Source organism: Shewanella sp. 10N.286.51.B2 (assembly GCF_041469265.1).
Lineage (GTDB): Bacteria > Pseudomonadota > Gammaproteobacteria > Enterobacterales > Shewanellaceae > Shewanella.
The window spans coordinates 19,120-36,921 of record NZ_JBFRKH010000072.1; the positions used below are offsets into that span (position 1 = coordinate 19,120).

At 42.1% G+C, this 17,802-nt stretch carries 8 protein-coding genes and 1 pseudogene; 3 read left to right on the forward strand and 6 right to left on the reverse strand.

The annotated features are described in order from the left end of the window. Nucleotides 1–114 precede the first annotated feature (114 nt). The gene (locus AB4140_RS17475) at nt 115–2,049 is read left to right on the forward strand and encodes a radical SAM protein (RefSeq protein ID WP_303413909.1); all 1,935 of its coding nucleotides are present in this window, start codon (nt 115–117) and stop codon (nt 2,047–2,049) included. Between the two features lie 349 nt (nt 2,050–2,398). On the opposite strand, the gene AB4140_RS17480 is transcribed toward AB4140_RS17475, so the two are convergent. The 6 genes from AB4140_RS17480 to AB4140_RS17505 form a co-directional block, all read right to left on the reverse strand. Beyond that, nucleotides 2,399–5,071, reverse strand: coding sequence for a TonB-dependent receptor domain-containing protein (locus AB4140_RS17480; protein WP_372001964.1), 2,673 nt, complete (start codon nt 5,069–5,071; stop codon nt 2,399–2,401). A 161-nt stretch (nt 5,072–5,232) separates the two neighbouring features. Next, on the reverse strand, nt 5,233–8,067 hold the full coding sequence (locus AB4140_RS17485) for a hypothetical protein (protein ID WP_372001966.1): 2,835 nt from the start codon (nt 8,065–8,067) through the stop codon (nt 5,233–5,235). Nucleotides 8,068–8,522: 455 nt separating this feature from the next. Continuing rightward, on the reverse strand, nt 8,523–8,792 hold the full coding sequence (locus tag AB4140_RS17490; RefSeq protein WP_102436567.1) for a hypothetical protein: 270 nt from the start codon (nt 8,790–8,792) through the stop codon (nt 8,523–8,525). 138 nt (nt 8,793–8,930) lie between these two features. Next, nucleotides 8,931–10,157, reverse strand: coding sequence for a TonB family protein (locus AB4140_RS17495; protein ID WP_372001968.1), 1,227 nt, complete (start codon nt 10,155–10,157; stop codon nt 8,931–8,933). After that, entirely contained in the window at nt 10,154–10,528 is a 375-nt protein-coding gene (locus AB4140_RS17500) for a BlaI/MecI/CopY family transcriptional regulator (RefSeq protein WP_102436565.1), read from the reverse strand. The genes AB4140_RS17495 and AB4140_RS17500 overlap by 4 nt, the downstream gene beginning before the upstream one ends. Nucleotides 10,529–10,929: 401 nt before the next feature. After that, on the reverse strand, nt 10,930–12,486 hold the full coding sequence (locus AB4140_RS17505; protein ID WP_372001970.1) for an ammonia-forming cytochrome c nitrite reductase subunit c552: 1,557 nt from the start codon (nt 12,484–12,486) through the stop codon (nt 10,930–10,932). 864 nt (nt 12,487–13,350) lie between these two features. Here AB4140_RS17505 and AB4140_RS17510 point away from each other — a divergent pair. Next, nucleotides 13,351–13,512: pseudogene (locus tag AB4140_RS17510) on the forward strand (ISAs1 family transposase); the annotation flags it as partial. 333 nt (nt 13,513–13,845) lie between these two features. Next, complete coding sequence (locus AB4140_RS17515) at nt 13,846–17,787, forward strand: rhombosortase-dependent M36 family metallopeptidase (RefSeq protein WP_372001972.1); 3,942 nt, start codon at nt 13,846–13,848, stop codon at nt 17,785–17,787. Nucleotides 17,788–17,802 lie beyond the last annotated feature (15 nt).

The window sequence follows — 17,802 nt, forward strand, 5'->3', positions numbered from 1 at the left end:
GTTAGAATCCCAGCTTATTTTTTGGCAACTGTTTTATTGCCACATTCTTTACCTAGCTCGGGCTGACAATCAGTTTAGTTCAGTGCACTCAAGTTTTACTATTAAAGGCAGGCTATGACCGTTCTTCTAATGACTCCACCTATGACCCAGTTAAATACGCCCTATCCGGCAACAGCCTATTTGACTGGTTTTTTGCGTACGAGAGGCTATGAAGCAGTGCAGCGTGATCCTGCCATTGAGCTTTTCCTAGAAATGATGACTGCGCCTGCGCTGGACATTATTCGTCAACATGTGGAAGCTAATTTCGAGCACTTTGAAGACGATGAATTACCTGATGCTATCCATAATTTTCTGGCTGAATTTGATCGTTATCATTTGACTGTTGAGAGCGCGATTCGGTTTTTACAGGGTAAAGATCCCAGTCTTGCACTGCGGATTAACTCGCGCCGATTTTTACCTGAAGGCCCAGCATTTGAAGCCATTGCGCAAATGGAAGCGGTATCAGGCGATGTACTGCAAGCCGCTTTTGGTAATCTTGGCGTTCAAGATAAAGCCAAATATCTCGCGACCTTATTTATTAACGATCTCTCCAGCGTCATCACTCAAGGGGTTGATCCTTACTTTGAAGTGAGCCGCTATGGCGAGCAGTTAGCTGCGGCTAATCCAAGCTTTGATAACCTTTACGATACCTTGATGGACGAGCCAACCTTTAGCTCAGAAATTTTAGCGCAATTGGTTGAGCACTATTTAGAAGAAACCCAACCTAGCGTTGTAGCCTTAACCGTGCCTTTTCCCGGTAATATGCTCGGCGCGTTACGTATTGCCCAAACCTGTAAAGCCATTAATCCAGAGATCCCCATCATCATCGGCGGTGGTTTTATCAATACCGAACTACGGGCACTCAAAGATCCTCGGGTATTTGAGTTTATCGACTTTATCTGTCTTGATGACGGCGAACGCCCGTTAATCACCCTGCTGGAATACTTTCAAGGCCAACGTGAAGTCGATGATTTAGTGCGAACTTACTTCCTTGCCGAAGATGACAATGGCGAGCCTTACGTTCACTTTAATGAAAACCCAGAACTCCACGATATCCCGCAGGTGGAAGTCGGCGCTCCGATATACGATGGCTTGCCATTGAGCGAATATCTGTCTTTGTGTGAAATGCTCAACCCAATGCACCGTATTTGGAGTGATGGCCGCTGGAATAAACTCACCATCGCCCATGGCTGTTACTGGCGTAAATGTAGCTTTTGTGATGTCAGTTTGGACTATATCGATCGCTACGATACTGCTGGCGCTGATATTCTGGTTGATCGCATTGAGCAACTCATTGAAGAAACCGGACAAACAGGGTTCCATTTTGTCGATGAAGCGCTGCCACCAAAAACCTTATTTGCCTTTGCAAAACGCTTAATTGAGCGCAACGTGGTGATCAGTTGGTGGGGTAATATCCGTTTTGAAAGAACCTTTAGCCAAGCCCGCTGTCAATTGCTAGCCGACTCTGGTTGTATCGCGGTCAGTGGCGGCCTTGAAGTGGCGTCTGATCGTTTATTGAAACTGATGAAAAAAGGCGTCAGTGTTGAGCGCGTTGCCCAAGTCACTAAAGCCTTTAGCGATGCCGGTATTATGGTGCACGCATATTTGATGTATGGCTTTCCGACTCAAACCGAGCAAGAAACGGTGGATTCATTGGAAATGGTGCGACAGATGATGCAGCAAGGTTGTTTCCAGTCTGCCTATTGGCACCGTTTTGTGGCCACGATCCACAGCCCTGTTGGTATGAATCCAGAAAAATTTGGTATTACTCTTAGCGATCGCCCTGAAGTTTTATTCGCTGAAAATGATGTCGATTTTAGCGATCCTACCGGTACTGATCATGAGATGTTAGGTGAAGGGCTGCGTAAAGCAATTTACAATTACATGCATGGTATTGGCTTTGATCAGCCGATGAGTTTTTGGTTTGAACAAGGTGTCGCTCGCACTAGCATGAAAAAAGATCTGATCTCAAAAGCGATTAGCAATCTGATCGACAGCAGTGAAGAATGATCTGCTATTAAGGCTCATAGCTAACGAGCTAATTTTATAACTCACAGCGCTTATAACTAATAGCGCTAGCCAATAAAAAGGCCACTTTCTTGTTCCAAAAGAAAGTGGCCTGTTACTTTTACAGCTTATTTTACATACTGCATACAGCCTTTTGCAAAGCTGCCAACTTCTTTGTTAAGTCACGTAGTCTTAAATAACGCTTACTGATAAAGAAGCGTGCGATATTGGCGTGTTCCAAACACCTAGATATCACACTGTGCACTTGGCTTTTAGCATTTAAAGGATGAGGTAAAAATGCTAAAAACCAGTACCTGTTGTCACTCTGTTAATCGCGAACTCATTATCAATATTAGTATTGATAATCAAATTGCAGAGTGAATTCTGTGCCAGGCTCTTTCGCGTATACCACCACATCTTGTTGGTCGTATTCGGTGGTTTCACCTAGGATATTTTTCACTTTAAATTTCACCCCAAAGCTTTCAGTAGGTAAAAAGCTATAGCTAAAATCTAAGCTGTGAAAGGGTTGCTCGTACACATCATCTAAACCACCACGGCCACCATAAGCAATACGCTCACCAAACACGTTATACACTAAGGTTGCACTGTGAGACTCATTAGACGAATCAAAGCTTAACTGCATGTTGGCAACCCACTCAGAATGGCCTGTCATGCGGCGCTTATTATTGGTTGGGTCAATTTCACCATTACTGGCAATTTCAATTTCTGAGTCACTTAGGGTTAAGTTACCCGCTACGAAAAAGTCTTCCCAAACACTACCATTGCTGCCAATAAAGCCTAAGTCATGTAAAAACTCAGTTTCGATACCGTAGATATAACCTGACTCAGCGTTGTAAAACTTAAGCTGACGACCCGCTTCTGAGATACGTTGAATCGCTTCTATGGGTGCTGCAACGTCTTTATAAAAGCCACCAACACTTAAGTTTGCGCCATCTTCTGAGTAGTATTCCCAGCGTACATCTAGGTTATAGATATCTGAGCTTTCAAGTTCTGGGTTACCGAAGAAATCAAAACCGGTAATTGGGTCTTGAAACCGCACTGGCGCCACTTCACGTAAGTCTGGGCGAACCAAGGTTTTACTGGCACCAAAGCGCCATTGGCTTTCATCTGATGATTTCCAGGTTAATGCCAATGAAGGAAACCAGCCGTCTTCTGCGATAGCATAATCTTCAATATCGTAACGACCACCTTCATCTGAAACCTCACCATCTGGGGTTAATGGCAATGTCACGCGGCGAAAATCTTCATAACGCACACCTGCCGTTAAGCGCCATACATCATCAAAATCCACATCAAAATTGACAAAACCGGCGTCTATCATTTCAGCGGCGACATAATCTTCGGTGTCGGTTGAGGCGTCTTTTAATTCTAAATCAAGCGTGTCATTGGCAATGTTGTCATCAGAAAATATATTGTCAAAGTCACCCGCTAGAATATCGCCATTGGGGTCTGTTGGGCTTAAGCCGACATCAAATCCCAATCGCGTGGCATAGCTTTCACGGGTACGTTCAAAGTACTCATAACCACCACTGATTTTTAGCACGTTCATGCCAAACTCAAAGGGTAGGGTTAAATCAAATTTGTAGTTTTCGGTATTATCATCAAGGCGGCTATAAACATATTTAGGCGCATCTTGGGTATTTAAGTTACGGCTAGTAATGCTATCAGCATCATCAAGTATTACATTGTAAGTGTAAGATAATTCGCTCGGTGCATAGCGCTTTGATCTGGCGTTTGAATACATCCAGTTGGCTTCTAAATCCCACAGATATTCAAAGAAATGCTCACCTTGAATTTGATTGCTGATAAGGTTACGTTCTTCATAAGCAATATCATAAACCTGCAACGCATTAGGCTCGGCGATGGTATCAATGGTTTCTTCGATGGCCACTGAAACATCATCAGATGTATCACGTAAATAAGTCGAGAAGGTTTGAATTTTATGGTCGTAACCAATTTCTAAACCTAAGTTAACCATGCCTGACATTTGTACAATTGAATCGGTGCCCATGACGTCTTTTGAGTTTTCGATTTGTACCTTGTTCTCATCACCATCTAGCTCAACTTCGCGCTTGGTGTAGTTTTCAGCTTGTTGTTTATATGAGCCTGCTGCCATCATCCCGAAAATGATGTCATCGCTTAAGTCCCAGCGATCGCCAATGGCGATATTACCGCGAACTCCAGGGTCCGTACTTTCAGTAAATACCGTCATGTCGCGATACATATCATTGGCTAAACCACGGTTAATGGCTTGAGCACTGGCAAAATCAATTGTGCCATTTGAACCAGTAACAATATCAATGGGGCTAATTCCGCCATATTGATTGGTCACCTCGTTAATGCTGTTTGGCATTGCCCGAGTGCCATCATCTTGGCCAGTCCAATCATCGCCGCCACCGTTATAGGTATAAGTGTCATCGCTATCATTAGTGTTATAACGGCCACCTATTGACGCTTTAAAGAAAAAGTCTGCAGGAATAGATTTAGTACGAATATCAACATGACCACCGCCAAATGCAGCTGGCGTGCTGGCTGAACTGGATTTTTGTACTGATAAAGATTCAATGATAGAGGCTGGGAACATATCCAGCGGTACCACATTACGGGTAGGGTCTGGCGAAGGTACAACCGCACCATTTAATGATGTACTAGAATAGCGCTCACCTAAACCACGTACATAAATGAACTTGCCATCCTTCAGGGTTAATCCGGTAACACGTCGAAGCGCGCCGGCGGCATCACTATCTCCGGTGCGAGAAATCTGGTCTGCGCCCATAATATCAACCACGGCGGGTTGCTCACGGCGCTCTTCCATCGCTTCTGAGGCAGAGCTACGTAAACGCCCCGTTACCGCAATGACTTCAATAGGGAAATCTTCACCAGGATCATAAGCTGGTGTCTCTTCCGAGTAAGCTGGTAGTGTTGCAAAAAGAGAAGCTGCAGAAATAGCAGTAACAACAGCTAGGCTTAGCTTATTAGCGATAAAACTCGGCTTGGTTTTCATAACGTTTTTCAATCCTGTACACAGTTCAGGTCGCGCCACTAAGATGTGATACACCGGTGACAATTAATGTAAATTTAACTAACTATTTTGATTATCTAATCGGACTTTAAGCAGCATCGAGGAGTACTCACTCCCCGATGCCTAAGGTTTACTACTCGCTTTTATTTAATAAAAGCCCAACCTTCACGCCAATCAGTTTGGCCATCGAATGCACCGATATAATCAGTTGATTCGAAGAAGGTGTCAGTCGTACTCATATCAAGACCCGTACCCAATAACACAGTGTCAGTGCCAGCAGGCATGCCATTAGTTAACGTCACTTCTTGAGCAGAGTTACCTGTTTGAGCTAAGAACCAGGCCTGCGTGTCTACCGCATCGGTTGTATCTGTGTTGTCAGAGCTGTATTTGAATGGCTCGTTACAGTCGATAACAGAGTGAGACATCACTAATGTTTCATCGTTAACGTTGGTAACAAGACCTGCGTAAGTACCGTCTAGTTCTAAACACTCACCTGATTCAGTCTCAGAAGTTGCACCTTTGCGACCTTGAATCAATAGGTTGTGAATTGATGCACGAGTAGCAACACGAAGAATGATGCCTTCGCCTTTATCGCCACTGGCATTTTCAATATCAGCACCAGGAAGAATTGTTACGTTAGAGATAGTTGGGTTTGAAATCGGCGTGTCGTCAGTGCCTTTATGACTATCGCCTTCAATACCACGGTTAGCTTGACCATCTTCATGGGTGATATACACGTACTGTGCTTTACCCTGCCAGCCGTTAGTCCAATCTAAGCTGTCATCAAAGTTATCCGTTAGGTAAACATATTTAAGATTGACTGCACCGCCCCAAAACTCAACACCATCATCGCCATTTGCATGGACTTGAATATGGTCAACTTGGGTTCCACTGCCCACTGCCGCAAATGAGATGCCGTTCATTTCTTGGGTATCATTGACTTTAAAGCCGGCGTATTTGACTACCACATAGCTGATTTGACCGCTGTTATCAGCATTGTCATTACCGCCGTATGGGAAGTCGCCCACTTCAAATGACACATCACAGTTGTCTTTATCAGGACACTTGTTGGTTTCGCCATTACCCAGAATAACTAAACCGCCCCACTGACCACGCTCACCTTCTGCGCCAGCTATTACATCTTGCTGAGAGGTCATAACGATTGGATGCTCAGCACTGCCTTGGGCCATGATTTTAGAGCCACGGCTAATGGCGATGTAGCTGTTGTCGGTCGCAAATAATTGCGTACCCGCTTGAATTGCCAGTGTTGCAGAGTCTGCGTTATCACCACCTACAATCACCGCGCCGCCATCTACTTTGTACATCACGTTTTGACCAGCAAGCAGTGTTGTATTGGTGGTGATGTTACCTTCGATTGAACAGACTAAAGTCACGCTGTCATCTTTATAAAGGCCTGCAACCACATCTTCTGAAGTTGTGCCTACAGGGCAAGATGTTAAAACTGGTAATTCAGTTGGTGCAGGCGCTGCATCTTCATGAATGGCCGTGGTCCAGCCTTCCGTCCAGTCAGTGCTGCCATTAAATGCGCCGATATATTGGGCATCATCTAAACGGTCATCCATGTTAGCTAAATCAGCTGCGCCGCCAGTTAAAGCAACAGAAGATGAATTAGGCATATACCCTGATAAATCTGCAGCACCGGCTAAGTTACCGTCTTGGGCCATAAACCAAGCTTCAACGTCGTAAGCTTTGGTGTAACCTTTATCAGCATCAACCTTGGCACTCTTAAACGGCTCAACACAATCGATTAAGCTGTTTTGCATGTTTAAGTTGCCAGCTTCAGCGGTATCAACTGTATTGTCGTCATTGATTTCTAAACATTCGCCAGAATCAACATCGCCTTTAACCAGCATGTTGTATGCGTTAACAGCCGTGCCTTTGCGCAGTAAAATACCTTCAGCGTCATCACCACCACTGTTAGTGCCGTTAGCCACTTGAATGGTGAAGTTAGCTAATGTAGGCATAGACTGTGGTTCAGCATCAGCGCTGCTGTTGCTGTCACCTTCGATACCACGGTTTGAACCGTTATCCTCTTGACGGATATAAACGTGCTGGGCACTACCTTGCCAACCGTTAGTCCAATCTAGAGAGTCATCAAAGTTTTCAGTTAACACCACATGTGAAAGCGAAACGTTACCGCCCCAAAACTCAACACCGTCATCGTTATTTTTATGAATTTGGATATGATCAACAGTTGTACCTGCGCCAACTGCCGCGAAACTAATACCGTTCATTTCTTGGGTGTCGTTGATTTTAAAGCCACCAAACTCAACCCGAACATACTGAATAACACCTGAGTTATCTTCAGTGTTATCACCACCGTAGTTGTGGTTACCCACTTCAAATGCAGCATCACAACTGGTTAAATCAGGGCATGAGTTAACAGGTGCGTTACCTAAAACGACTAAGCCGCCCCATTGACCCGCTTCGCCAGTTTGGCCTAGCGCCGCTTCAAGGGAAGTAAATACGATTGGCGCGTCAGCTGTGCCTTCGGCCATAATTTTTGAATCACGGCTAATGACTAAATAAGACTCGCTACCACCAATAATTTTAGTGCCAGCCATAATTGATAATTCAACCGAGTCAGCTTTATCGCCGCCAGCGATAACTGCACCATCAAGCATCCACACCACATCGTTTCCTAAAATGATGTTCGCGCCATCTTGACCACCTACCTTTACTGTTGAAGCTGCAGTAGAAGGTGCCAGTGTGCCTGTTAACACCCACACTTCTTTACCATCGATAGCCGCTATCGTAGTGCTTTTTTCTGCAAAGCCGCCGTAAGCAAGTTGTTGGTCCGTTTCAGTCGGTGTGGTTGGATCCGTTGGATTTGTAGGGTTAGTCGGCTCTTGTGAACCCGTATCAATATTGATATCGCCACCACAGCCCGCAAGTAATAAGGTTGCAGAAAGCGCAGCTGATACAGCACTAAGTTTAAACATTTTTTTCAGTTCCATTGTCATCTCCGAAGACGGGTGTAAGCGAGTTAAGTTGTTTCAATGGACGACAAACTAACCCGCAAAAATGACAAAAAGACTGCGTTAAAATGACAGTGAAATTTCACTAATATGATATAAATATTAATAGATAATAAAAACAGAGACTTACTGAGCGGCTTGAGTTACTTTTTATTGTCACATTATTAACAATTATTTTACCCAGGTGTCTTGTGGTGTGTTTTTTGGAGTTGAAAAAGTCTGTTTTTTGAGTTGAATAAGTGACGTTTTATCATTAATAATTGAATTATCAATATAGTCATCATTCAATTAGACAATTGTTACTAGCCTAAGCAGATTTGAGGTTGGAATGAAAATTAAACGCAAGATACACAACAAACCGATTTATTAAAATAGCCTAAAAATACTGCTTAATAACAGTATTTTAGAATAAACTGGTTCGCTATTATTTCGATTTAAGCCGCTACCACAGCACGTGTTTTCCACTGCACGCCAATCAGACCTAAAATCACTAATACGCCCACAAAGCCAGTACTTAACGGGTTAAACAATACCCAAGGTACCACGGCTATTGCCAGCACTCGCTCAATCGGTTTAAGCGGTCGTAATAGATAACCTTCTATCGAAATGGCTATCACGACAATAAAGGTCGCGGTTTGCACTATGGCAAACGTAAACGCCATTAAACCGGCATCAGGGTTAAGTAAATCAGTGTAAGCCATCATGATGGGGATAATAAATAAGCCTTATCTTAACCAACAACCTATATATCACATGCTAATTTAGGATCAATTCAGGTTTAGGTGATCAAGCTAAACCTCTCAGTTAATACTCAAAAAAACGAGTATTGCTGACACTTATCATTAGTTCACTTTAATGCGCTCTACATCTGCAGCAGGCTCATGGATGACAAAATCAAGCTGCACTTGTGCATTTTTAACGCCATTTTCTGATTCGTTATAAACCCATTGTGATAAGGCATCTTTAGCTGATTGGTCAAATACACCTGTAGGAGATGACTTAATCACTGCAACATTCGACACTTTACCGGATTGACTAATATCAAACTCCAGTTGCACATAGCCATTGAGCCCTGCAGTTGCCGCTTTAGCAGGATAAATAGGGTCTATACGCATTGTAGGGACAACATGTGTCTCCGCTTGCTTAGCTTGTGAACCGGCATGAACTTGCTGGTTTATTATTAATCCACTGATACCTAATGCTAGGGTGATCCCCATGATGACGAGTGTGTTTTTTCCGTGCTGTTTTTTCATCTGTATAATCCTTTCTTTTAAGATGGTTTTATCTCCATAGTGAGTGTGTAACATGCTCAAAGGAACATGTTGCGAGTAGGCCAATAGCGCATGGCTATAGGCAATTTTATTATTTTTATCCATTTCTGATGTTACTTGAGCATCACACGACAACTCTTGGTCATGTCTAAAACGCCTGTAAGCAAACCACATCAACGGATTAAACCAGAACATCAATAGCACGCTACAACCAATGACATTGCACCATAAGTCTTTACGCTGATGATGGAACGCTTCATGAGCGATGATTGCTTGCTGTTGATTAATATCTAATGATTTGAAATTTAACGGCACCAGAATACAAGGTGACAATAACCCCACCAGCATTGGAGACTGAACGGATTCATGAGCCAATATATCAACCCCCTTATTGGTTTCAGCGACTTTAACCGCTGAGGCCACAATGGGATTAAATTGAGTCTGTTGGTACACCATACTCAATAATAACAAGCTCATAATCGCGATGTATAAGTAGTCGAGATACAGTGAGCCAATGAGCATAGAAGATAGCTTGATAGTATCAGTGGCAAGCACTTGATAATGCTGCATGACTGCAGCAGGCTCAGGCAATGACAACCATGAAAGCTTTAGGTGCATAAAGCCCTCAGGAAACCACAGCTGACCTACTGAAATTAGCAATAGTATCGGCACTGAACTCCATAACACATAAGTATAATGGGCACCGATTTTTGCCAAAATAACCCGATGAAACACCATCATCGGTAAACAAAATAGCGTTAATATTACGGTTTGTTCCATAAACCAATTCAGCATCATTTTTGCTCCTGCTGCCAATCATCAAGTAATGACTTTAATTCAGCAACATCTTCAGCTGATAACTTATTGTTCTTTGCAAAACCCGCCACTAAAGGGGTTAACTTGCCAGAGAACATACGTTCAACAAATGATTCGGACTCTTTAGCTGTGTAGTCATGCTCAACAATCAATGGTGAATAATGGTAAACCCGACCTTGCTTCTCAAAACTAATCGCCTGCTTTTTTACTAAGCGGTTAATTAAGGTTTTAACGGTTTTTTCATGCATGTCATGACTTAATGCCAGAGCATCAACCACTTCAGTTGATGTTAAAGGTGCCCGTTGCCAAAGTTGTTTAAGGACTAATAGTTCGCTATTGCTGATGTCTTTCATCGTTTACTTCCAATGCTATTTGTTTTCGATGCTATTTTTTCAATACTGTTTTTTCAATGCAGTGTTGGATAAAAGATGTTTGAAATACTGCTTCTTTCAATAAAGTTTGCTTCAAACATTAGGATTACGGTTGTAATCTCCAATTAAGATTACAATCGTAATCCTAATTAAGCAACACCTTATTTGCAGTTTTTTTGAACAGCTATATTCGTGAATGGAGACTATGGCCAACATGCCAGTAAGTGAAAATGCAGCTTAAGCGACAATAAAGTGATGTAAATCAAAACAAAAATGCCAGTCGATTTACATCGACTGGCATTGGTTTTAATGGCTATCTGTACTGTGATTGAATTTAAATAAACAGTATGGAAAGTCTATTTCATTTCAATCAACTAGCGAGCTTACTTAAGCTCTGCTGGCCATTCTTTTTTAACGCGCTTATCTAAGAATATTTCTTTAGACGCTTGCATTGCTTCTAAGTCAAGACCCACTAAAGGTTGTACCTTCGCTTTAGTGTCGTACTTAGTCGCATCATACTTGTAGCTAGGTGCGTACTTGGCTAGTAATGCATTAGCTTCAGTCAATGCTGCATCTAAAATGCTATTAGATTTTTCAAGCAAACGTACTGCTTCAGTCGGGTTATGCGCATGAATACCGTGAGATGCTGTTGCACTATCCCAGAACCATTGCGCATTTCTGACTTTAGTCAGTAAGCTATTCATTTCACCGGCTAATGGTGTTTTCGCTTTAAGTGCAGCTTCATAGTTGCCTTTTGCTTGTGGAATAGTTTGACCAGCTTCTAGGCCTTTAATGCCATTAGCAGCCCAAATAGCTTGTGCTTTAAAGTGTACTTCAGTTAACCGTGGGTCGGTGCCATTAGCATCGAAACGTAACTTAGTGATCTCAGCTTTACGCTCATCAAGGATCTCTTTAAAGTCACCGGCTTCATGACAAGATTGACAGTCTGCTGGCAATTTATCAGCTTCAAAAGTCACTTTATGGTTAGAGAATTCAGCGCCTTTAGCGTTAGTCGCTTTCGGCATATGACAAGTGGTACAACCAAACTCTAAATGGTCATCCATTGCATGTTCTGTTCTATCTAACATGTTTTCAAATTCTGGATGCTGCGCTTTAATCATTGGCGCACCAGATACTGCGTTGGTCCAATCTTTAAAGCCGCGTTGGTCAAAATACGCAAGTTGTGCTTCAGCAGCAAAACCTACATATAAACCGTCAGTACCTGTGTAATTAACAAACTTTTTGTAATCAGTTTCAACGCCTGGTACCCAGTAATCCATTGGGTATTTCACTTTTTTGCTATCAGTGCCATCAAAATAGTATTCAACATGACACTGAGCACATGTTTGGCTAGCTTGCATGATTGAATCTTGCTTAGCGAAATCTTTACCAATTGTTTTCATCGCACGATCGGCATACGGACGGCTCAATCTAAGCTCTTCTTTACCTAACTCATGACAATCAGCACAGCCGATTGTGTTAGACATTTCATGACCCCAAGTTGACCAAGCATTGTCAGAGAATTTACCTTCACCTACTTCGTCATACATGCGAGCAACATCAGGGGTTTTACATGACCAACAACTAGCAGCCATTGCTTCACCAACCACTTTGCCGTCATGACCAACAACAGGGTGGCCTACCCGCAGAGTTTTAATAATATCTGTTAATGCATAATGGTGACCACGAGCACGGTTATAGTCTTTAGCAAAACCATAACCCGCCCAAGCCGAAACAAGGTTTGGGTTAGCCGCTAAAAGATCGTCAAGCTCGCCATTGGCTGGGGTACTTTGCTCAGTTTCAGCCCAAGTTTTATATTGCTCAGGGAAGGTTTGCTGCCAGTTTTCACTCTTGTATAGATCAACATCTTTAGCAACTGCAGTACCTGTAAAAACTGCAGATACCATCACCGCTAGCGCTAGCTTTTGTAATTTCATCATCACTCCAAATGGAACTTTATTTATATTTATTAGCATTCATCAATTGCTATAACTTTAATACTTACTTATTAAAGTTTAATAAGTAATATCACAGGAAATATAAACTCACATTTATTTAAATCATTAATGTGACAATGTTCTAATCCAATACAATAACCTTGCATCAAAGCAATACTACTTTTGAGGTATTGATAATACTATTATATAAAAAACCTTTGAATGAATCATGAATCTATCTTTTAAAAAGTAGCCGCCAATAAAAAATAAAAAATAATCAATAACTAATACATTGAAACCAAATACGCCATCAAGTGTTAAATAAACATTAATAAAAGCTTAATTCAAACTTAAATAGACAGGATTTTAATTGACAGATCAAAAAATGAGAAAAACAGCAATTCATACACTCATTAAAAATAGAACGTCATATATCAAACCAATAAAATAGCAGATAACTAATAATCAATTGCTAGCAGAACTAATAAACTCAATAATTAATTAGTATTAAGTTTACAAGGTAGAGGTAATATTAATTTTAAAATTAATACTTAATGGCAATCGCGCCTTGCTTCAGCAATTTTATGATGAGTTTCATTAGCCGCGGTGAGATTGGTATCACAAACAAAATACTTGCGACTTAACTGGGTTAGCCAGTCAGTTTAGTCATCACACCAGCTAATATTGCCAATGTTAATTCACCTTCAAGTGACTCCTTTATCCATGGGGAGTTCGCGAACGTTTTATGAACAATAAAATCTGATTTGACCTAAAGGTTGAGCTGTGATCATATGCTCTCTTTTTCTAGAGTAGCAATCATGAGTACCGACGCATTTTCTCAACATTTTGGCAAGCTGAAAGATCCCGGCGGAGAATTTGGCCTGCATGAGGCATATAACGTTAAGCATGTTGCGTGCGGAAACAACAAAGAAGGCGAGTATTCGTCGGAAACAAAAGATAGCAGCTATGAATATCGACTATTTTGAGAAGGTATTTATGGCTGGTTGCAAAGCTTTGAGCAAAAAATAAACACTCATGCTCTCACCCTGCTCCTTTATCGCTCCATTAGTTCCAGTAATAGAAACTTTACACTAACCCGACCCTACCATTTTTTAACATAAATTTTAGTAAAAATTTATGTTAAATGATTTATTACCCCGTGAGCATTAAAGTATTTTTTGCAACTAAAACAACACTATGCGTGCGTAACAAATCTAAATCAAGTCACCAATCCCACAAAAAACATATAGCCGATAATCCGCAAAAAAAACAATTATTTAACACAATCCTATCTTATGTTACAAAGTGTACACCCTCAGTTTATAGAGGGGCCGTAAAAATTTTAAGGATTAAGGATGAGACATGAACTTTAATAAAACAGCAATAGCCACCGTTATTGGTGCAACTCTTTCAAGTATGTCATTTAGTGCTTTAAGCACTGAATTGAACCAGGCACCAAACTATAAATCATTTGATAAAGCTCAACTTGTTAAAAAGTATAATAAAATTGAAAATGCCGCGACCGTCAGCGGTATGAAAAATCAATTTGATGCTCAGCTAGGTAAAACCACATTCCAATGGGCTGGTAAAAATCAGTCTACGCCAAACTTAGGCGCCCTAAAAACAGCCAACAAAACGGCTTATGCCGCCGATTTTTATTTGGCTCAATTAACGGGTATGTCATCAGCTAAAAGAGGACTGGCTCAAGCGGTTCTAGCAAATACTCATGATATGGGTCGCGGCCCGATTATTGCTAAATATAAGCAAGAAATTGCCGGTGTTGAAGTATTTAACAGTGAATTCAATGTCATGATGGACAGAGAACTAAACCTTGTTGCTTCTTCTGGTTACTTTAGTTCTTCAGCCAATACTAAGTCAGCAGCTTCTATTTTAAAGAATACTGACTCTGCATTTGGTGATGCTGCCAATTCAATAAACGCTGCATTTAAGGCAATGGGTGGCAACAGTAACGCAATAACCCTAGCCTCAAAGTCTTCGAATGGAAAATATGAAACATTTGCCGTGACTAACACAGCTAATGATAAAGTGTTGGTGGGTGAACCTCGCGCAAAGAAAGTATTCTTTGAATATAAAAACAACTTAGTTGCTGCCCACTACGTCGAAATTGAAACAGGCTCTGTGGATAGCCGTGAGTCTGAGTATTTCAGCTACGTCATTTCAGCTAAAACCGGTGAAGTCCTATTTACGAAAAACTTAACCAGTCATGCCGCTGATTTTGATTACCGTATCTACGCTGATGCTGACGGCAAGCCTTGGGATAGCCCACACGGCAATGTGATGCCAGCTCCAGAAGGCAGCGATGTTGACGCTTATCTAACCGCACCTTACTTAGATGCACCATTAGTAGGTTTAAGCCACGGGCCAATTAGCACAATGGACCCTTGGTTAGCAGATGATGCAACAACTACCTCAGGTAACAATGTGAATGCCTATGTTGATGCTGTAGCACCTCAAGGCTTCACCAATGGTGATTACCAAGCAGAAACCACCAGCGCTAACACATTTGATTATGTATACAATGTCAATGAACCTGAGTACTCAATAAACAACCGCAAAGCCGCTATTGTTAATTTGTTCTACATGAACAACTACTTACACAATGATTATTATGATCATGGTTTTGATGAAGCAGCAGGTAATGCCCAAGCAGTAAACTATGATCGAGGTGGTATTGAAGGCGATCCGCTCAATGTAGAAGTACAAGATAACTCAGGCTTTGATAACGCTAACATGTCGACCCCTGCTGATGGTGCGTCACCACGCATGCAGATGTATTTATGGGAAACCACTCAAGCTGAAAACGGCGTTGATTATGGTTTAACCATCACTTCTCACGCTGCATTGGGTTTATTAGACATTGTCCAATTTTCAAGTTTTGGTGCCGATGTTTATGAGATCTCGGGCGATTTAGTTCGTATTGAAGATGGTGTTGACCCAATTAGAGATGGCTGTGAAGCTTCTGTGAATGGCGCTGATATTGCTGGTAAAATTGCCATTATTGACCGCGGCGCGTGTAACTTCACCGTGAAAGTTAAAAATGCCCAAGACGCTGGCGCAGTGGCGGTGATTATTGCCAACAACATCGATGATGGTACCCCTGCACCAATGGGCGGAGCTGACGATACAGTCACAATTCCAAGCATGGGTATTAACTTCAGTGACGGCGCTGCTATATATGCGCTTTTAGATGCAAATGAAACTGTGTCTATTGAAATGTTCAAGAATGACCTAACCCGTAACTTTAAAGACAGTTCTTGGGATAACGCCATTGTTGCCCATGAGTGGGGGCACTACATCAGTAACCGTTTAGTCGGTAATGGTTCGGGTTTAAGCAGTAATCAAGCACGTTCTATGGGTGAAGGTTTTGGTGACTTCCATGCATTATTATTTGGCTCAGATGCTGCAGATAACTTAGTAGCAGGTAACGAGGATTACGCTGGCGCATATGGCGATACTACTTATGTAGCAAGCTTTGTAAACGGTATCCGTGAGTTCCCATATTCAACTAATATGGACATTAACCCATCGACATTTGCTTATGTTGAAAGAAATCCACAAGTCCATGGTTCGGGCTCTGTCTACGCTGCAATGTTGTGGGATTCATTTATCGGCTTAGTTAACGATGAACGTCATACCTTCGACGAAGCTAAGAGCTTGATGAAAGACTACTTAGTTGCCGGTTATAAAATGATGCCAATGGCGCCAACCTTTACCGAAGGTCGTGATGCACTCCTTGCTGCAGCCTATGCTAACGATATTGAAGATTATAAAGTGATCTTAGCCGCTTTCGCTAGACGCGGAATGGGTGTCGGCGCGAAATCACCAAGCCGTTTCTCCACCGACCACGCAGGTGTTGTTGAGTCATATGAAACTGAGTTAGCCACTTACGCAGTAAGTGAACACATGCTCAATGCCAACTACGAAGGCTTGATGTCAGGATATTGTTCAAGCGATAACATTCTTGATAAGGGTGAAACTGGCACCATTAGCTTCACTATTCAGAATAATGGTACTGAAGCATTAGCAGGCCTGACAGGGACTGTTATGGTTGAAAGTGATCATACTGTCACCTTCGCCAATGAAGGAGTTATTAGCTTTGATGATATTGCGCTATTTGGCTCAGCAACCAGTTCACCATTAGAATTTACCCTAGATAACGCAGGAACAGGCGAAGAGCTAGTACTGAAATTTGTACCTGATGTTGCCGAGGGAGCTGAAGCTGATGAATATATGCTATCAACAACGGTTAACGTCGACTTCGAAACTCGCGAGTTAACGGGTACAGAGCAATACGAAGATCTTAACACCCTTTCTAGGTTGAATGACTTTAGCGAGAATGTGATGGCTGGCGGTGATATGGCTGGTGGCACTTTCGGTTTAGATCAATGGGATGAGTTCGATGGGCTCATCTCAGCAACAGGCAATAGCTTTACTTCAGATGTCGCCTATGAAACTCGCCCAATGACTGTGGGTTTCGCAGGGGATTACACCGTTAGTTTCTGGCATTTATATAATTTAGAAGAAGGTTTCGATGGCGCAGTAGTTGAAGTCAGTATCAATGGTGGTGACTGGGTAGATGTTATCGAGGCTGGCGCCACATTTGAAGGCGACGGTTATACCGATACTGGCCTTGAATATACAGAAGCAGCTATTGCTGACCGTGACATGTACTCAGGTATAAACTGGGGTTTTGAAACCATTAACTTTGGTGAATCACTCAACGGTAACCAAGTACAGTTTAGATTCCGCGTAGCCACTGACTCAGCCGTTGTCCCTGACCCATTCTCAGGATTTGCTGCAGGTTGGTATATTGATGATATAACCTTTAGCAATATCCAAACGAGCATTTTCTCAGATGTAGTCGCAGGTGACACTTACGCGTGTGAAAACCGTTTACCAAGCGTCTCGGTCATGGCAAATGCCGCAGAAGTTAATGAAGGTGAAGAAGTGACCTTCACTGCGACAGCAATTGATGCTAATGCTGCAGATACTTTAACCTATGTGTGGGAACAAACCGCTGGTACAGCAGCAACATTAACCACCACAGATACTGCTGAATTAAGCTTTACTGCGCCGTTAATTGCTTCTGGCTCTGAAACACTAGAATTTACATTAACGGTAAACGATGGTGTGGCAGATGTTGTCACCGCTGTAGCTGTTACAGTAAGTGATGTTCCATCGCCAGTAGTGGTTGAACCACCTAAGAAAAAATCTTCTGGTGGTTCTATGGGTTGGTTAGGATTGATATTATTACCATTTGCAGCGCTTCGTCGCCGTAAATAAGGATTAATAAATGCT